Origin of the sequence: Natrinema sp. H-ect1 (assembly GCF_041821105.1) — an archaeon.
Lineage (GTDB): Archaea > Halobacteriota > Halobacteria > Halobacteriales > Natrialbaceae > Natrinema > Natrinema thermotolerans.
On sequence record NZ_JBGUBA010000012.1, the window covers coordinates 1 to 18,405 of the forward strand.

Genomic DNA, 18,405 nt, shown 5'->3' on the forward strand with positions numbered 1-18,405 from the left:
CCTCCGACGACGAGGCTTCTCTTGTAGGAAGCCCCGTCCTTTAGGACGGGCGAGGATGTCACGATGCGTGAACCAAACTCCTGAGACGATCCGGACATCCGACTCTAATCCGGCAAGTGAGGTGCGGTCGTACAACGGTGTCGAATCGTACGCTGGCCACTCAACGTACGACTGTCGTACAATTTGTCGAAAGACTGTTTTCCGAGATTCAGTAGTAATGGGCACTACCGGACAATCGTTATGGCCCCCTCAAGAACACGTCTACGTCTAACGAAAAGGCCAGCTTCTTACAGAAGCTGATGTTTTATCGTGACTTTTTGGTTTAGTCGCTTCCCCGTTCAGAACGGTCAACAGCTTCGCTTGCCGAGGCAGCCTGTTTTTTCTCTTTCACTCGTTGTTCAATCGACGCCTGCATCTCACGCATGAACTCGTCCACCGTGTTCCCCATAAGGATGACCGGTCGGCCATCGGTGAACAGTTCAGTTAGAACCTGCTCCGGGTCCGCATTCTGACTGTGGCACTCGGTCGGAACATCGACGTTTTCGGCGAACGCACGTGTATTAGCCCCACCGACGTGGGCTTCATCGATTAACTCTCGCTCGAATAGCAACTCGATATATTGAGCAAATGACGCTGTACGCCCTCGCCGGTCTCTTCGGAGGTACACGAACGGGGTGATACATTCGTCATCGACGAGTACCCGTCGAACCATCTCAGTACTTTCGACGTCGTTCACTTCGGCAGCGTTGAAGATACGTCCGTCTTCGAGTTCTATCCACGTTGGTTGGATCGCACTGAGGAATGATTCGATTTCTTCGGCTGGAAGTGGCGGTTCGCCAACAGCATCTAACACCGCATTGACTGCGTGAATCGTTTCAGAACCGATCAGTCCGTCGTGTTCGTCGGGAATTTCAACCTGCTCGATAGTCCCTCCGCGACGTTCGATTTCTTTTCGCATATATTCGTGCAACACCGGGTGTTGCTCACCGCTCACGACGTGTGTTCCCGCCGGAACCGACCGCGCAAACGAACGTGCAAGGTCTGTCCGAGTCTTCCCAAGGGTATCTGTGTGGTCCTGGCGGACGTTTGTTAACACGATGATGTCAGGGTCGGTCAGACGCTGATTGAACAGTCGGGTCGTATATTCTGTGATTCCCTGATTCTCGAAGATTGCTATGTCGTCCGGTTCGTACGCATCGAGTTCGGGGACGAACTCAGCGATGAGACTAATATTCTCGTAGAGCGTCGTTCGAGGCCCCCGTCGTTCGATAGGATGGACCTCGCCGTTATGGATCAGTAGTGGATGGTTGCCGGTGATCTTCGTGAGTGTATCATACCCCCGACGGTTGAAGACATCGTCGAGGCGCTGGGTAGTAGACGATTTACCACGAGTCCCCGAGACGACAATCTGAGTATCGATTCGATCGAGAATCTTACGATGTCGGATACCTCTCGTCACTTCACTCACCAGTCCTGTCAAACTCGACGACCCGACTTCGATTGGGTTCGGACCGGTCTTCCACTCGTATTCGGCCCCGACGAGAAACATCGGAAGTGCCCCCGCCGCATAGTCTAAGAACTGGTCCGCTGCGGACTGTGCCGACACTTCTGTCGGGAAGCGATCGGCACTATGCCCCAGTACCCCGTTTGCAGTTTGGAGCCGCCAGACCCAGTTGTTTCGTTCCTCCGGGAGTTCTCCTGACGGTGTGGCCTCTTGTTCGACGATGATGTCGGGCGCGTCGACATCGGTGTCTCGGAAGGACTTTTCATTTCCCGATAGTTCTGCAACAGCGGCGCGAACAATGTCAATTGCTTCGCGTGCTGCTCGGGACGTATCGTAGTGGCGACTGCCGGTTGCTAGTACTTCCGCTGGACCCCTAAGACGCCACGACCAGCCGAACCCACGGCCGTATATCTCGAAGGCGGTCTGACTCATCTTTCACCCCCTTCAGAGAGAACCGATGCAGAGAGAACCTCCGCTTCGCTCGGAGGTGATACCGTATACCAGTACGCGATACCCAGGGCAACCACCCAGAGAACCGCTGCAATCCCCAGGACAGGCAACGTCAACTCTTGTGGAAACCCACGAGATTGGGGTACACTGAACAGTCGAGCAACGATCAAAGCGGGGACGAAGACCACGATCTGAAGCGGGACGACGAGACGGCGCTCGAAGGGAGCCGACGCATGCGCGTTGTACGCCCCGACACCCGCCAAGATCGCAGTGAAGAACGCCGACAGTCCACGCTCAATCGGCAAGACAAACGTCAGCGATACCGCAGCGAAGATCGCGACTGCGACAGTCACTCCGAGAAGGACTCGTCCGTACCGGAGTGTGAGGAAGTTCGAAAACTGGATGAATCCGAACGATAGCGCAAGCAAAAGGACGTACAGGATTACGAGCCAGTAGCTCGCTAGTGCATAAATCGCGAGGAGGACCGCACCGATGATTCCGACACGAACACCGAACCGATCCCGGAGCCGTTCAGAGAGAACGAGGCCACCAGCGAACAGTCCGGCCACGATTTCTCGAGGGAGTATAACAGATTCGGGGTCGATGGGCACTGCAACACCTTTGTAGATAGCGACATCCGCCGTCGAAGAGAAAAGGACTGGCGGTGTCAGCGTACCAAATTGACGCGCAAACCCATTGGAGACCAGTACCCAGCCGAGCGCAGTGAGGGTAACGAATAACCCGACACTCGCCAAGAGGTCGTTTCGGCGATATTCCGGTTTGATTCGATGGTAATTATACGCTGCTAGTCCGGGGAGAATACTACCCAGAAACGCAACTACTCCCACCTCAAGGCCTAACTGCAAGATGAAAAAGAGCGTGACCACTGGAACAGCTGTTCCGATGACCATCGCTGCGATAAGCTCGTCACGCCCAAAAATCAACGTTCGGCGACGGAGGATCCACAGACCGACGTACGCGGCTGCCGCGCTCAACACAAAAACGGGGAGCATGACGAAATTCTTCAAACAGTACACGGCAAGAACGGGAATGGTGATTGACCCTCCCATACGATACCCGGTGAACTGAGTGATGGCTCCGACGCTCAAGAGACCGATAACGGCGACTAGTGTGGCCACCCACATTGTAACGGTCTACCAGCTAATACACCTTTATAGTTTCAATTCTGTACGGTCGCTTACTGGAGAGTTTGCTGTACACGTCCGTAAAGCTCTGATTTATTAAATGGCTTAGCCAGGAAATCATCCGCGCCTGCCTCAAGTGCTCGAACGATGTCCTCCTCCCGACTCCGTGATGTTAGCATAATAACCGGCATATCCTGCATCTCGTCGTTCTCTCGGATATGGTCCAGAACCGAAAATCCATCCATCTCTGGCATCATGACATCAAGGATAACAGCTTTCGGTAGCGAATCCGAGTCCTTTTCTAAGTACTCCCATGCTTCCCGACCATCATTCACCGTCTCCACGTCGAACTCCTCACTAAGACTAACATCGATCATCGCTCTGATGTCTTCGTCGTCGTCGGCAGCCAGAATTTCCGCAGGCATACTAGCAGCGTATCGCCCCTTTTCCTTATATTGACCGGCATACGGAAATTCCCTTGATTATTGGGCTTTTCCGTCCTCAGAGACCTCGATAGCCCACGAGGGGGTCTCGCAAGAAATATTTAACCAGTCAGACGGTCAAGTCTCTGTAACTGTGCTCGGTACTACTGACGAACTGGACGACCCAATCCGCGTCCTCTACGTGAACTCCGATCCCGCGTTTGCGGAGTTGGTTCAAACCAAACTCCAACAGACGAGTACCGAGATCGACTGTATACCTGCCGACGGTATCGACGAAACACTGCACAATCTTGCTACGGAACGAATCGACTGTATCGTAACGGCGTACTCGCTCGAAGATTCCGACGGCATCGGGCTTACGGAGTCGATTCGCCAGCAGAACGACGATATCCCGATACTCCTCTTTACTGGACAAGGGAGTGAGGAGATCGCGAGCGAAGCGACTCGTGCCGGCGTCTCGGACTACATCCCAGTCCGATCGGAGCGTGATAACTTCACACTACTCGCGGCCCGCATTCGAACGCTCACGAAGGCTGCTCGTAAACAAACGGAGGCCGAGCAGACCAAACGGCGCTTCCGGCGAACGCTCGAGCGCGCAACTGACGCGATTTACGCCGTCGATGGCGACTGGCGCATCGAGTATATGAACGAAAAAATGGCCGAGCGAATCGGCCGTGACTCGGACGCGGTCGTCGGCGAAACCATCTGGGAAGAGTTCCCGTCGATCGTCGGGACGGAACTCGAAGACAAGTATCGAACGGCGATGGACACTGGTGAACCGGTATCGTTCGAACAGCGTCTGGGAGAGCCGTTCGACTACTGGGTCGAAGTGCGAGCGTTCCCAGATGACGACGGGTTGACCGTCTTTTCACGCGAGATTACGACCGAACGAGAACGAGAACTGAAGCTAGAGCGCAGTGATTCGATTCTGGAGAACATCCACGACGTCGTGTTCGTCCTCGACGAGACGGGGAACATCGAGTTCTCGAATACGGCCGCGAAGCGGTTGCTCGCAGGGAATCAGTCGGCCCAACTCACAGGACAACAGCTCGAAACGGTCATCGGTGACCGCATTAGCAATTCTGCTGTAACGCGATTCTCCCAGGCAATCGAATCGACGCTCGACGAGGTCGAGAGCGATGATGGATCCACCGGGCTGTACGATACAGACCTCCAATTCGACGTCGTGGCCGGGGGCAGTCAGCGAACGTTCGACGTCCGGATAACGCCGTTCCAGAGTCGAAAAAGTAAACAGATACTCGTTGTCGCTCGAGACGTTACCGAACAAAGCGAGGTGAAGCGGCAACTGGAACGAGAGCGGGACGCACTCCAGGCCCTCCAAACCGTCATGGCAGAAAGCGATGTCTCGGCCGAATCACGCCTCCAGAATCTACTGGAAGTCGGCTGCCAGACGCTCGGGCTCGAAATCGGAATCGTCTCGCGGATTCAGGACAGCGACTACATAGTCCAAGCAGTTCATGCACCAGAGGCCGATATCGAAACTGGCGATCAGTTCGATCTCGAATCGACGTACTGTGCAGAAGTCGTCGGCACGGATTCGGTCTGTTCGTTCGTCGACGCCGTTAGCGACGGGAAAGAGACGCATCCTGCCTACCGTGACTTCGAGTTAGAGTCGTACATCGGCGTGCCACTCGTCGTCGACGACACGCGTTACGGAACCGTCAATTTCTCGAGTCCAACGACGCGAGTCGCTCCGTTCGGAGCACTTGAACGAACGTTCGTCGAGTTGTTAGCCCAACTCGTGAGTGCCGAGATTTCGCGCAGTCGTGACCGTGCCAAACTTGAGCGTCAAGAGTTCCTGTTCGACCGCGTTCAGGACATCGCGGATGTCGGTATCTGGGAATTCTTCCCATCGAGCGGCGAGCTCATTTGGTCTGACGGGGTCCGTCAGATTCACGGTGTCGACGAGGACTACGAGCCCTCCTTCGACGACGCGATCGAGTTCTACCACCCCGACGACAGAGAGATGATTACCGCAGCAGTCGACCGGGCAATCGAAAACGGGGAGCCGTACGACCTCGATCTCCGAATCGTTCGACCCGACGGAGCGGTGCGTGACGTTCGGGCGTGGGGTGAATACGTCGACGACACACAGCGCGGCGACTCAGCACTTCGGGGCGTTTTTCAGGATATAACGGAGCGAAAAGCGGAAGGGCGTGAGCATCAAGAGCTCGCGGAGGAATACGAGGCGTTGCTCGAAACATCAGGGGACGCGATATTCTTGCTTGACGTTGATACTACTGGTGAGGACCCTTCATTCGAGTTTGCTCGACTCAGCCCCGGATACGAGACACAGACCGGGCTCACAACTGAGGAAGTTCGCGGCAAGACGCCGCGAGAAGTGTTCGGCGACGAGCAGGGTACTGATCTCGAAGTCAATTACACTCGTTGCGTCGATCAGGGTGCCCCGATCTCGTATCGTGAAGAACTCGATATCAGTGACGATGCTCGGTTCTGGGAGACGAGTCTCGCACCGGTCATCGTCGATGGCGAGACCGTTCGAGTTGTGGGCATCGCTCGAAACGTCACCGAGCAGGTCGAGCGCGAGCGCGAACTCGAAGCAACGAACCAGCGACTGGAATCACTCATCGAGGCCACGCCACTCACGGTCATGGAGATCGACACTGACGGCACCGTCATTCGTTGGAACGATGAGGCTGAAAATATGTTCGGCTGGTCGCGGGAAGAAGTACTTGGCGAGTTCAATCCGATAGTCCCGGACGACCAGGAGGCCGAGTTTGCGTCACACAAGCAGCGCGCCCTGAGCGGCGAGCGAATTCGAGCGAAGGAGATACGCCGGGAGACAAAAGACGGAGACGAGTTGGACCTGCTCTTGTCGGTCGCGCCGATTACAGATTCCGACGGGGAAACCACGAGCATCCTTGCCGTCTTGGAGGATATTACTGAACAGAAACGGTTGGAAACCCGCCTTCGATCGCTTCAGGAGACCGCACAGCAGCTTAGCGGTGCTGAATCAAGCGAAGAGATCGGAGCTATCGCCGTTGATGCGGCAGCCGAAATAATTGACCTTGATATTACTGGGATCTGGGAATACGACGAGCGAGAGGACGCACTCGTCCCAATCACAGAGACTCCCACAGCACGAGACCTATTTGGCGCTTCTCCCAGATTTACCCCCGGGGACGGTCTCGCTTGGGACGCGTTTGAGGCCGGAGAAACCCAGGTATATGATGATGTCCAGACCGAGGGTCAACCCCACAACCCGAACACAGAGATCCAAAGTGAGATTCTCGTCCCACTAGGAGAGTATGGGCTCATCTCGACAGGATCGATTTCCACGCAGGCCTTTTCTGAGACAGACGTCGATCTGTTTCGAATTCTCGGTGCGACTGTCGAGGCAGCACTCGCACGAGCGAGTCGAGAAGCGGAGTTACATCGACAGAACGAGCGACTTGACCAGTTCGCGAGCGTCGTTGCCCACGACTTGCGGAACCCGCTCTCCGTCGCAATGGGATTTCTCGAGATCGCGGAGGAGACCGGGAACGCGGAACACTTTGAAAAAGTAGAATCTGCACACGACCGAATTGAACGGCTCATTGAGGACCTTCTGACGCTGGCACGTGGGGAGACGACGATCGAGAATGCAGAAGAGATCGACCTCGAGAGTATTACGACGGAGGCGTGGGGATACGTCGACACGGAGGAGGCAACGCTTACAGTTGCAGATGAAGTCCTGACAGTCACCGGGGATGCAGGGCGGCTGACCCAACTCTTAGAGAATCTATTCCGGAACGCAATCGAACACGGTGGTGCCGATGTCACGGTGACTGTGGGTGGACTAGACGGAGACGATGGATTCTACGTTGAGGATACCGGCAGCGGGATTCCCCAGGAGAAGCAAGACGACGTGTTCAAACACGGCGTCACGTCCAGCGAGGGGGGAACTGGCTTCGGGCTCTCGATCGTGGCCGACATCGCGAAGGCGCACGGTTGGACGGTTTCGGTGACAAACGGAACCGATGGCGGGGCACGCTTTGAGTTCAAGCGGTCCAAATAGTACTCGTTGTCAGTGAGCAAACCGTGCCTGCGACCTATGCATTGAGACGACCGGTCTCAACTACTAGTGTACTTTGGAAGATGAGAAAGCTTCCAATTTCCATATCTTTAGCATATTGGGGAGTCGATCGGGTATCATGCCTTCCAGAAGACGGTTTCTAAACGAAAAACAGCGCGAGTTCCCCCGCCCCACCGTGGGCGGGGGTGAAGCGCGTGCGCTCGACTGCCGTCAGGAGAACTACCCACATTTTTGAGAGAGTGAATGCCAAATCGAAGTATGGGTGAGGAAGCCACGAAGACGATTCAGACGCGCCTTCACGTAGCGTCTGGTGACCGATCGTGGCTCCACGACGCCCGCCTCGCCGCACGCGAGATCTTCAACCAAACCATCCGCCTCAAACAACAAGGGTACACTCGCACCGAGATACAGAAAGAGGTTGACCGCGACGACTTCTTGCGGAACAACAAGTGCGCAGTCGTCGGCAAAGCCCTCCAGACGTGGGACTCCTATCAGTCACTTCTCGACTGGTGGCACGAACAGGACGATCCCGACGGAGGGAAGCCGACGCCACCGAGTACCGACAAATCTGGTGCGTACCCGCTTGTGATGGCGCACACGGAAGGCTACCGGCTCACCGTTGATGACAACACGAACCGCGTCCAGTTTCGTATCAGCCCGAAGCCCTACAAGAAGGTGACGGGGAATCTGCGCGGTGAGTCGGACGCGATGGACGAACTTCGGGACGCTCTCACATCGCATGAGGTGGATGTGGGACAGGCCGAACTCCTGTACCGCGATGGCGTGTATTACCTACACGTCACGGTCACACGCGAGTTCAACATTTCTCAACCCGAGACTAGCGATACGGTAGTCGGCGTGGACATCAACGAGCGCAACGTCGCTCTCACCGCCCTCGACCGTGAGACGATGCAGACGAAGGGTACGCTCGTCCTCGACTACGGACGAGTCAAGCAAGAACGCCAACGCTACCACACCATCACTACTCGCTGTCAGGAACACGGTAAAACGAGTATTCATCGGCAATTCGGTGACAGGGAAGAACGGTTCACCGAGTGGGTATTGCATCGTCTCTCCCGTGCTGTCGTGAAGTTTGCAGAGCAGTTCTCGAACCCGGTCATCGTGTTCGAGGATATGAGTGGTATCCGCAACGAAATGCAGTACGGGTCATACATGAACCGACGGTTGCACAAACTGCCGTTCCACAAGTTCGAGAGGTTCGTGTCGTACAAGGCGACGTGGCAAGAGATACCCACGGACACGGTGGATGCCTACTACAACTCGCGGACGTGTTCGTGCTGTGGTGAGCGTGGAGATCGGCAGGGGCGGCGGTTCCAGTGTCCGAACGACGAGTGTGACGTGGCGCAAGACCACGCCGATCGGAACGCATCGGTGAACATCGCGTGGCGCGAGAAGGCGAAACTCGGCGATACGGATACGGATTACCGGACTCACAAAACCCAGCCGCAAGTTCGGTTGGTGCGTCTGTCCGGGTCGGGGCGCGTAAGCCGCCCACCCTCATCCCGTTCCCTCGCGGAACAGGGAGTGCTAGCGCACGCCTGAGGGAATTACAAAAGCCTCGGGCAACCGCGCCCGAGGCTGTTTACATCAGACCTCTCGGTAACAGTCAAAACAACCGACCACTCACCATCAGCAACCTTCGAGAGCGTGGTTCCATCGGGTGATACCGAGATTCGGCGTGAGTTCGTATCAGCTCCGGCTGGAACGACTGTCACGCTGAAGGTGCGTGTCGAATCGTTTGCCGAGGATTGGATTTCGTTCTCATTTATCCCGAGCGGAGACGGCTCTGAGAGTGATACTCCGCCACAATACGTCCGGTTACATATACCCGGTTCCGATGGCGAAGTCAACTGGCAGTCACGGAAAGCAAGTAATTAACTCCGAGTCTGTAGTGAACACTGTGATATACTCGCATACACATTGAGCGGGGAATCCCTTCTGAGGAAGTCGAAACAACTGCCGGAGATGGTTCGATCACACGTAGAATTCCAATTGTACTCGGATGACGGAGTCACTGAAACCGAAACGTTACCGGTAGTCCGTAATGTTCCGATATGGAACGTAGTATCCGATTTCATCAATCCACGTTGAGAGCCATTCATCTGCAGTTTCCTCGCTAATCCGCCCAGCATCAATGGCGGCCAGGAGGACGCCGACCGAACCGACAACGGTCACGCCCTGTTCTTTTGCGAATGCTCTGGCGTCGCTGTCGTCCGTCAGTAACCGACCGTCGTGTGCGTCGGCAAGCGCAAATGCCTGTGCTTCTCCGGGATCGAGATGGTCGCTGACGACTGCTTCACGGTTTGCAACAGTATCCGAAACTGTCGCGACTGGAATCTCCGCATTGAGTACGTCCAGCGCTGACTGAAGGTAGGAATGGTCATCGACACCATTGTGGAGTTCTTCGCGAACGACCGGCACCGTACAGATTCCCGAGAGTCCAGCCACCACCCACAGTTGGTTGATATAGGCGAAGTTCGAGAGAACGGTCGTATTGAGAACGCTTGGGTCCGCTGGAATATCGGCAGTCGTCATTACGAGTCCGATGTCTCGTTATCAGCAGGCTCATCATCGAACTCGAGTTCCGTCGCCGCCTCCGCTTCGTAGGCTGCATCCTTCTCGTCCGCGAGCCCGAGACGAAGGTCAACGCCGTGTTCACGGAGAATATCCCGCATCGTCCAGCGGTCGACATCAGCAAGTCTCGCAGCATCACCCAGCGTGATCCGCTCGCGTTCGTAGAGGGCGACTGCAGCAGCGATGCGTTCGTTTTCGTGGTCTTCGAAATACTCACGCACGAACTCTCGCAACGCATCGCTCTTTCCCCCGAACACACCAGCCTCGACAGCACCCTCGATGAGGAGATCAAGATCGTCTGGATAGGAACCGGTGATTCGTGCCATCGTTCTACCCCAGACTACGTCTTCATACTATTTATGAACTACGGCGGACTGCCATATGCATTGAGACGACCGGTCTCAACTACTGGTGTACTTCGGAAGATGAGGATAAAACGAGTATAGCGGGCCTGTAGTGCGTGGTATCGACCGAACCGATAACCAGAATCTGCTTCAGATCGCTTTCTAAATGGAAAGCAGCGCGAGTTCCCCGCCCCACCGTGGGCGGGGGTGAAGCGCGTACGCTCGGCTGCGTCCCTGTTTTTAAGTACTGGGACGCCCTACAGCAGTTTGGAACCCACGTTATCGGCCTCGCAAAACCCGCGCACCCACTTCGGGGTAAGACGCGGTGTCGTGCGAAAGACGAAGTCTTTCGTGATCACGAAAATCTCCGATTTTCGAACGACGCCGGGCCTGTGTCGCGCCCACGTGAGGGGGCGGACGCCCACGGACACACCGCCACGGCAGCAACAGACGACCTCTGTTGCGGTGGCACTTCCGGTGTGTTCGAGTGTTACCGGTTCCACGCAAGTCTCTCCAGAGACGAGCGCAGGCGGAATTAAATTCGCCACCGGTCGTTTCGCTGGCTCCACGCCAGAGACCACGGCGAAGCCACGGGCCACCGTGCCCGTGGTACTTCACACGGCCATTCCTGTTCCGTAGGCAACTGATTCGGGATCTTTCCGAGAATCTTAGTGTCGCCACTCAAACGACGCGCAATCGCGGGGAGAGTTCCGTTACTATCCAATCCGGTCTCCTGCTTCAACAACATGAGCGTGTTATCGGCTATGCGAACGCGAAGTAGAAGAACCGCATCCCAAAACCTTTCGAGATCGTCGCAGCCATGAATCGCTTGATCGACCTGCCCGCTCTCGATTACCTACCTATAGAGGTACGAGTGTTCGAAAGTAGCTACCGTAGTTCGTCGACGAGAGCGGTAGTTGCGGTGTCGACGATATCGTCCGCCAGACGACCTTGCCAGAAATCGATGTTTTCGTGACCGATCGATTGCACACTCTAGGGGACGATCCGACTCTCGTCTGGCGTACCACCACGAAGCCACCCCGCCTCAGGAATGTCGATGAGTCCGTCCATCCACGATTTCGACGTCAGCGCGATATACTGATCGCCGTGGAACGGACGGCCTTCGTGGTTCGAGAGAATAAGCCAGGGCCGAGCGTCTTCCTCCCCTTTGAACGGATCATCACCGTAGACGACGTCGCCACGCTCAAAAATTGGTGTCTCTCCGTCGGTCACTGTTCGCCCTTGACGCTGGGGTGTGGTTTCTGAGGTGCTTGCCCGCGCCACGCTTTCTTGTCCTCGGGACCGAGTTGGTCGTTGAACAGTTCGGTCGCCCGCTTGTATCCGCTGTATCCTTCGAGGCGCTCGGTGTCATCAGTCACCGCCCAGTACGTCGCCTTGTGTTCGACGAGATCGCGGTCCTTCAACCGCGAGAGAGCGGTGCTGACTGCGCCCTCGTCGACCCCGATCTGGGAGGCGATTTCGCGGGCTTTGAATGCACGATCGTCGTTGGCGGCGAGAAACCCGAGGACCTGATCGGGGACGGATAGTTCCTCGAGTTCGTCCTCGCTCGTGTTCTCGAAGGTGTCTCGGTCGATAGACATCGTTGAGTGGAGGTACGTCAGCCACTGTAAAGAGCGTTAGAGATGAAAGCTACGAAAACGCCGACGGAGATCACCATTGACGACGACGCGGTTCAAGAACCGTCTGCAGTGAGACGATCGGCCTCACGTCCAGATTCTCCGTAAGCGAGGGTTTTCTATGACAAGCACGGCATTGTTCCAGAAATACCGGCCTTGGAATCACCGACAACGCATAACTATCGGATTTATTATTATGACAGTAGGCGGACTACTAGGCCGAACTGAGATCTCGCTGCCGTTACGTGACCCCGCTGACGTCCCGTCGCTCACTTCGGACGGTTCCACGACCTCCTCTGTCTCGAGATAGCGTCGATCCACTCGCCACGCTGGCTAATTTCCTCGAGTCTGTCGAACGGGTAGTGAGTATCGCCGTCGGTCGGCCGATCGGTAACAGCGCGAAGCGTCCGGCGGAACATGCCTCCTGTTTCCCGGTCGAGTAGACCCGGATCCGCCAGCACCCGGATGTCCTCAGTCCACTCGAGAAGCAGGTATCCAGCCGGGGTAAGCGACTACTCGGTTTCCGTCTCCTTCTTCAAGAGCGTGTTGTCGGCCGCCACGATCGGCGAGTGAGTGTACTCGTCAGGGAACTCGACCTGTCCAAGTGAACGGCCTCGGGGTCACACTGCAAGAGACCGTCCACGTCACGCTCAAGAGTCCGTCCAACTGGTTAGTCCGGCCTGTAGATTATCGAATTGCACAAGGGCCGCTCATATCAATGGCATCAGCAATCCACTGTGGCTGCATCGGAAGGATGTCGGACGGCAAGTCGTTTACGCCGAAGAATCCGACCTCAAGTGCTTCCTCTTCATCGGCTTCGGCTGTCCCCGCCTCGATGGTACACCGGAAGCAGTTCGTAATGAAGTGGACTGTCTTTCCGGATGGATACGAAAACACCTGTTGCTCAGGCTGGGAATACACACCGGTTAACTCCTCGACCTGGATACGGATTCCCGTTTCCTCCATGACTTCCCGTGAAATTGCCTCTTGGACTGGCTCACACCGTTCGACCGAGCCCGTTGGAAGCGCCCACTGTTCCGTATCAGCGCGTTTTAACAACAGTACCTCATCCGAATCGGTAGTCACGACCGCCGCGACGCCCGGCCGAATCTGATCCGGCCACGAATATGGCGGCGATTCCCACGGCTCGATTTCCTCGGTAAACAGGTCAGCAAGCGTCGAAATCGTCAGCTCTGGCTCCTGTCGGTCACGAGCGGATGCAGCAGTCGGTTCTTCGTCGGCTACCAGAATCCCAGTGTGTCCCGCGTGGTGTGCACCGAGTACGTCCGTGGCCGGGTTATCCCCGATCACGACAGCGCTCATATTAGCGGACAGTCCATCGATGGCCATCTCGAACATGAGTGGTTCGGGTTTCCCGACGACTGTCGGCTCCGTTCCGGCGGCCGCTTCGACTGCACGGACGATGGCCCCAGCTCCGGGTGCAGGGCCATCCGGCGTCGGGAACGACCCATCGGGGTTGGTCCCCACGAACGCTGCTCCCCGATCGATATGCCTCGTTGCCCGCCGAATATCTCGGTACGTCGTCTCTTCATTTGCGCCGACAACCATCGCTTCTGGATCAGTGTCCGTGATCTCGATCCCCGCTGCCTGGAGTTCGGTTTTCAAGCCTTCACTGCCGACGACGGCGGTCGTGGTCACATCCTGCTGGGAGAGATACTGTGCAGTCGCCCAGCCTGACGTGACGATTTCGTCTTCCTGTGCGTTGATCCCCATCTCTCGAAGATCGCTTGCGACCGCCCGCCGCGTCGGGCGTGGATCGTTCGTCAGAAATCGCAGCTCCTTGTCCATCTCGTAGAGTCGGGTTACCGAGTCAACTGCAGCAGGCAGTGGCTCGTCCCCAACGTAGACCACCCCATCGAGGTCGAACAAGAACACGTCGAATTTCTCAGCAATCATACTACAGAGTAGCGGAATCAGCCACTTATATCTCATTGTAATAACACACCCGTAGTCTATCAGACATCGATCTCATCGTGGTAACAACAAGCAATGCCAAACACACTGAGAGTTCTCTAAAAAACGAATTTAAATGACATATCATGTTCCAATGATCGTATCGCGGAAGTACGATCGACTGTGCAGTGATGTTTAGTGGCTCCTCGAGACTGTGTCATCGGTTCGACTGTGACACGATTGTGACCGTTGTCCCGAGCAGCGTCGTAGCATGGGACTGTCCCCGTGAGTTTGGTATATACAAACCTATATGGTGCGATGAAGATGATAACCGATATGGACGCCGACGACTCGAGCGATTCACCCCGCCGTATCAAATCGATTCAGACAGCGAGTGCTATCTTGGAAGCGATTCAGCATCTCGAGACACCGACGTTTACCGATCTCTGCGGCGAGGTCGATATTTCGAAGGGGACGGTCCATACGTATCTCGAGACCCTCGAGAGCGAGGGGTTCATCACGAAATCGGGGAACGAGTATCGGCTCGGGGTACGGCTGGTAACGATGGGGGAAAGCGTTCGAAACCAGACGGATATCTACCGCGCAGGGCAAGACGAAGTAGAAAAACTCGCCGAGAAGACGGGCGAGTGGGTACATCTGACGGTCGAGTGTCAGGGGCAGGAAGTGACGCTCTACGAAAGTAGCGGTGACAGGGCGATCGCGATGGATTACCACCTCCGAATGCGGGAGTCACCGCAGTACCTGTACCACACGGCGGCTGGAAAGGCGATGCTCGCGTGTTTCGATCGAGACCGGGTCCGAAAGCTGATCAACCGACAGGGGTTCGTCCAACGAACCGAAAAGACGATTACCGATCTCGAAACGTTGTTCGAGGAACTCGACCGGATCCAAACGCAGGGGTACGCGGTCAACGATGAAGAGGAAGTACGAGGGATGCGCTCCGTCGGCACTGCAATCACGGGACCCGATGCCGCCGTCTGTGGGGCAATAAGTGTGACAGCACCGACCAGTCGTCTCTCTGGGGAGTACTTCGAATCCGAGATTCCCGAGTTAGTTATGGAAGCGGCCAATATCATCGAAGTGAACCTCGAGACGGCTGGCGTCAAACAGCCACGCTAAGTCCGGTATCCGAGCCGAAGACGGGACCGCTCACGAATCGCCGTCGGCGATCACGTCACGAAACGATGTCTGCCGGAATCTCTCGACCGACCTATGGCCAGAGTCCCCGGGCTTCCTTTGCCTCGCCGATGCGGTTGAGCGCCACGACGTACGCCGCGTCCCGCCAACTCAGTCCTCGGGCGTCGACTTCCGCTTTCACGTCGGCCCATGCGTCGAGCATCGCCGATTCGAGTTCGTCGTTGACTCGCTCCTTGGACCACGTTCGGCGGTTGATGTCCTGGAGCCACTCGAAGTAGGAGACGGTGACACCGCCGGCATTCGCGAGGATGTCGGGAATGACGTGTTTGCCACGCTCGTGAAGGATCGTGTCCGCGGTCGAGGTCGTCGGACCGTTTGCGCCTTCGACGATGATGTCGGCCTGAATTCGATCCGCATTGTCGGCCGTGATGACGTTCCCGATGGCGGCCGGGATGAGAACGTCTACGTCCAACTCGAGGAGTTCCTCGTTGGAAACCGTCTTCGAACTGTCGTAACGCAGTACGCCTTCCGGCTCCTCCTTGTGGGACGGAACGTCCTGTGTATCCAGGCCGTCCGGGTCGTACAGTCCACCGTTGACGTCGCTGACGGCAACGATGTCCGCACCCCACTCGTCGAGCAGGCGGGCGGCGTTCGCACCGACGCTTCCGTACCCTTGCACTGCGATCGACACGTCCTCGAGACGCTCGTCGTAGTACTCGACCGCTTCCCGTGCGACGATGGCGACGCTCCGTCCGGGGGCTTCCTCTCGACCGTAACTCCCGCCGATGACGGGTGGTTTGCCGGTGACGACGCCGGGGATCGTTTCCCCTTCCTGCATGCTGTATGCGTCCATGAACCAGGCCATCGTCTGGGCGTCGGTGCCCATATCGGGTGCCGGGATGTCCCTGCTGGGACCGACCTCGTCTCGGATCTCTTCAGCGAACCGGCGGGTCAGCCGTTCTTTCTCGTCGTCGCTGAGGTCTTTCGGATCGACGACGATGCCGCCTTTCCCGCCGCCGAACGGGATGTCCATCACGGCACATTTCCACGTCATCCACATCGCGAGGCCGACGCACTCGTCGGCGTTCACCTCGGGGTGATAGCGGAGTCCGCCCTTGTAGGGGCCGCGAACGTCATCGTGCTGTGCGCGATAGCCGGTAAAGACGTCGACGGAGCCGTCGTCCCGCTCGAGCGGAATGGAGACCTCGACGACTCTGGTCGGGTGTTTGAGGCGTTCGATGACGCCGTCGTCGACATCGGTCCGGCTCGCAGCGGTGCGGAGCTGCCGGCGAGCCGTTTCGAGGGGTGATTCGGTCGTCGATTCGCTGTCCGATTCCGAGTGAGTGGTCTGTTTCTGTGTCATTGGTGAAGTCGGTTGGTGGTGTCGAGAGTCGTGATCGTTCGGCGACTAGCACTGTGTACGCGGGTACGTGGTCGGATCGTGCCGACAGGGCCGCGTGATCATCGAGGGGATACTCGATTACGATCCGACGTGGTCGATCGCATCGTCGAGGAGGTCGACGGCGATATCGAGTTCGCGGTCGCGAACGTCAAGCGGCGGGAGCAATCGGAGCGTTTTCTGCCCGCATCCGAGCGTCAGTAGCCCCCGCTTGAGGGCAGCGTCGACGACTGCTTCCCGACGTTCCTTCGTATCGAATTCGATCGCAGTCATGAGACCGAGCCCGCGAACGTCGACGACCGTCTCGGGGTGATCGGCCTGAAGCTCCTCGAGCTGGCCCACGAACCGCTCGCCGGCCTGTTTCGCGTGGGTAAGCAGGTCGTGTTCCTGGATGGCTGCGACCGTGAGCGTCCCCTGAATCGAGGAAAGGATATCGCCGGCACCCCACGTCGAGGAGAGACGGCTCTTTTCGTCCGGGAAGATCTCTTCGGACGAGATCGTCGCGCCGACGCGCAGCGCTTTGGCGCTCGTGATGACGTCCGGTTCGAAGTCGAAGTGATCCGAGGCCCACATTTTCCCGGTGCGACCGACGCCCGACTGGATCTCGTCGGCGATGAGCGGGATATCGTGTTCGGTACAGAGGTCATTGACCGCACGCATGAACTCCGGTTCCGGGACTTGGTAGCCGCCTTCGCCCTGAACCGGCTCGAGGATGAGGAAGGCAACCTGTTCCGGCGGGATGTGTCCGTGTTTGGGGTCGAGTTTCTCGCGGAGGCGTTCGACGCCGGCCATGCTGTGGGGGACGTCGTGGATGCCGCTGAGTTCGGGGAACCCACGGCGGTGGACGGATTTCGATCGGTTCAGCGAGAGCGCACCGAGCGTGCGCCCGTGGAACGCGCCCTCGAACGTGAGACCATATTTGGGCTGCTCGCAGTTATCGTAACAGACCTTCATCGCGTTCTCGACCGCCTCGGCTCCGGAGTTCGACAGGAAGACCGTATCCATCCCGTACTGATCGGTAATATCCGTCAGCGTATTCATGAGATGGGCGGGGCCCGGAAGTTCCGTGTCTTCCGGCGTTCCACCGGTACTGACATAGAAGTCCTGCCCCGCAATCTTCAGCGGGTCGACGAGGTCGAACTCCTGCAGTTTGTCCATCAGCTTCGGGTTGTTATAGCCCAGCGGCGCAGCGGCGACGTGGCTCGTAAAGTCGAGCAGCACGTTCCCGTCGGGATCTGTACAGAACGGCCCTTCAGCGTCTTCGGTGATGTCCCAGACGAAGTCATAGACGTATGTACTCGTTGCTGCCGCCTCGTGGTGAAAATCGACCCACTCTTCGGCCTTTGGTCCTGGTAAGTTTTGGACTGATGGCTCAGCTTTTTGTCTCTGCATACATTGGCCACATCCACTACCACAATATAAATATTTCGTACGATGACCGTGTCTCGGTGCGATAGGACCGGCACTGTTTGTTCGATATATCCAAACTTTTCCAGCACGAATCGTTGGTAGCCGCTGATTACCGTGATCCGGAATGTAGCTTTCCATTACAAACATACGACTGTATTGGTGATCGCCTGTTCGGCTCCATCGTCTCGCCCCGTAAACGGAACGTCGACGATTATCGGGTCCGTTACTTTGAAAGTTTCAAACACATCCGTGATCGGATTGCCGTCAATCGGATGAGCAGACGACCGCCGGGTTCTGCTCGTCCGATGTTCGGTCGGTCGGCATGGTATCGTGCCGGCTATTGACTCGA

At 56.9% G+C, this 18,405-nt stretch carries 12 protein-coding genes and 2 pseudogenes; 3 read left to right on the forward strand and 11 right to left on the reverse strand.

Annotated features, from left to right (window positions below; all coding sequences use genetic code 11):
• From ACERIM_RS16890 to ACERIM_RS16905, 4 genes and pseudogenes are all read right to left on the reverse strand, one after another.
• A pseudogene (locus tag ACERIM_RS16890) lies at positions 1 to 225 on the reverse strand (hypothetical protein); the annotation flags it as partial.
• Positions 226 to 322: 97 nt separating this feature from the next.
• A complete protein-coding gene (locus ACERIM_RS16895) occupies positions 323 to 1,936 on the reverse strand; it encodes a Mur ligase family CapB protein (protein WP_373633547.1) in 1,614 nt (537 codons plus the stop codon).
• Positions 1,933 to 3,099, reverse strand: coding sequence for a poly-gamma-glutamate biosynthesis protein PgsC/CapC (locus tag ACERIM_RS16900; protein WP_373633548.1), 1,167 nt, complete (start codon positions 3,097 to 3,099; stop codon positions 1,933 to 1,935). The genes ACERIM_RS16895 and ACERIM_RS16900 overlap by 4 nt, the downstream gene beginning before the upstream one ends.
• Positions 3,100 to 3,152: 53 nt before the next feature.
• Positions 3,153 to 3,524, reverse strand: a complete 372-nt coding sequence (locus tag ACERIM_RS16905; RefSeq protein ID WP_373633549.1) for a response regulator transcription factor — start codon at positions 3,522 to 3,524, stop codon at positions 3,153 to 3,155.
• Positions 3,525 to 3,675: 151 nt separating this feature from the next.
• On the opposite strand from ACERIM_RS16905, the gene ACERIM_RS16910 reads away from it, so the two are divergent.
• Together ACERIM_RS16910 and ACERIM_RS16915 are read left to right on the forward strand one after the other, a co-directional pair.
• Positions 3,676 to 7,581 carry a PAS domain S-box protein gene (locus tag ACERIM_RS16910; protein WP_373633550.1) on the forward strand — a complete coding sequence of 1,302 codons (3,906 nt, stop codon included), beginning with the start codon at positions 3,676 to 3,678 and terminating at the stop codon, positions 7,579 to 7,581.
• A 276-nt stretch (positions 7,582 to 7,857) separates the two neighbouring features.
• Positions 7,858 to 9,162: an RNA-guided endonuclease TnpB family protein gene (locus tag ACERIM_RS16915; RefSeq protein ID WP_373633551.1), complete on the forward strand. Its 1,305-nt coding sequence runs from the start codon at positions 7,858 to 7,860 to the stop codon at positions 9,160 to 9,162.
• 486 nt (positions 9,163 to 9,648) lie between these two features.
• On the opposite strand, the gene ACERIM_RS16920 is transcribed toward ACERIM_RS16915, so the two are convergent.
• The 5 genes and pseudogenes from ACERIM_RS16920 to ACERIM_RS16940 form a co-directional block, all read right to left on the reverse strand.
• Positions 9,649 to 10,155: a twitching motility protein PilT gene (locus ACERIM_RS16920; protein ID WP_373633552.1), complete on the reverse strand. Its 507-nt coding sequence runs from the start codon at positions 10,153 to 10,155 to the stop codon at positions 9,649 to 9,651.
• Positions 10,155 to 10,520, reverse strand: a complete 366-nt coding sequence (locus ACERIM_RS16925; protein ID WP_373633553.1) for a UPF0175 family protein — start codon at positions 10,518 to 10,520, stop codon at positions 10,155 to 10,157. The genes ACERIM_RS16920 and ACERIM_RS16925 overlap by 1 nt, the downstream gene beginning before the upstream one ends.
• Positions 10,521 to 11,426: 906 nt before the next feature.
• Positions 11,427 to 11,771 (reverse strand): annotated as a pseudogene (locus ACERIM_RS16930) (type II toxin-antitoxin system PemK/MazF family toxin).
• Positions 11,768 to 12,139, reverse strand: a complete 372-nt coding sequence (locus tag ACERIM_RS16935; protein WP_373633554.1) for a MarR family transcriptional regulator — start codon at positions 12,137 to 12,139, stop codon at positions 11,768 to 11,770. Before ACERIM_RS16935 ends, ACERIM_RS16930 begins: the two are co-directional and overlap by 4 nt.
• A gap of 723 nt (positions 12,140 to 12,862) precedes the next feature.
• The gene (locus ACERIM_RS16940) at positions 12,863 to 14,092 is read right to left on the reverse strand and encodes an HAD-IIA family hydrolase (protein WP_049905428.1); all 1,230 of its coding nucleotides are present in this window, start codon (positions 14,090 to 14,092) and stop codon (positions 12,863 to 12,865) included.
• Between the two features lie 333 nt (positions 14,093 to 14,425).
• Between ACERIM_RS16940 and ACERIM_RS16945 the strand changes: the two genes are divergently transcribed.
• On the forward strand, positions 14,426 to 15,229 hold the full coding sequence (locus ACERIM_RS16945; protein WP_373633555.1) for an IclR family transcriptional regulator: 804 nt from the start codon (positions 14,426 to 14,428) through the stop codon (positions 15,227 to 15,229).
• A 91-nt stretch (positions 15,230 to 15,320) separates the two neighbouring features.
• On the opposite strand, the gene gdhB is transcribed toward ACERIM_RS16945, so the two are convergent.
• Entirely contained in the window at positions 15,321 to 16,610 is a 1,290-nt protein-coding gene (gdhB, locus tag ACERIM_RS16950) for a glutamate dehydrogenase GdhB (RefSeq protein ID WP_006648164.1), read from the reverse strand.
• Between the two features lie 117 nt (positions 16,611 to 16,727).
• Entirely contained in the window at positions 16,728 to 18,038 is a 1,311-nt protein-coding gene (locus ACERIM_RS16955; protein WP_049905426.1) for an aspartate aminotransferase family protein, read from the reverse strand.
• Positions 18,039 to 18,405: the final 367 nt, after the last annotated feature.

Bases quoted from the DNA above. Each gene is read 5' to 3' on its own strand.
- ACERIM_RS16895 (WP_373633547.1), bottom strand. From the start codon at position 1,936: ATGAGTCAGACCGCCTTCGAGATATACGGCCGTGGGTTCGGCTGGTCG.
- ACERIM_RS16900 (WP_373633548.1), bottom strand. From the start codon at position 3,099: ATGTGGGTGGCCACACTAGTCGCCGTTATCGGTCTCTTGAGCGTCGGA.
- ACERIM_RS16905 (WP_373633549.1), bottom strand. From the start codon at position 3,524: ATGCCTGCGGAAATTCTGGCTGCCGACGACGACGAAGACATCAGAGCG.
- ACERIM_RS16915 (WP_373633551.1), top strand. From the start codon at position 7,858: ATGGGTGAGGAAGCCACGAAGACGATTCAGACGCGCCTTCACGTAGCG.
- ACERIM_RS16920 (WP_373633552.1), bottom strand. From the start codon at position 10,155: ATGACGACTGCCGATATTCCAGCGGACCCAAGCGTTCTCAATACGACC.
- ACERIM_RS16925 (WP_373633553.1), bottom strand. From the start codon at position 10,520: ATGGCACGAATCACCGGTTCCTATCCAGACGATCTTGATCTCCTCATC.
- ACERIM_RS16935 (WP_373633554.1), bottom strand. From the start codon at position 12,139: ATGTCTATCGACCGAGACACCTTCGAGAACACGAGCGAGGACGAACTC.
- ACERIM_RS16940 (WP_049905428.1), bottom strand. From the start codon at position 14,092: ATGATTGCTGAGAAATTCGACGTGTTCTTGTTCGACCTCGATGGGGTG.
- ACERIM_RS16945 (WP_373633555.1), top strand. From the start codon at position 14,426: ATGGACGCCGACGACTCGAGCGATTCACCCCGCCGTATCAAATCGATT.
- gdhB (WP_006648164.1), bottom strand. From the start codon at position 16,610: ATGACACAGAAACAGACCACTCACTCGGAATCGGACAGCGAATCGACG.
- ACERIM_RS16955 (WP_049905426.1), bottom strand. From the start codon at position 18,038: ATGCAGAGACAAAAAGCTGAGCCATCAGTCCAAAACTTACCAGGACCA.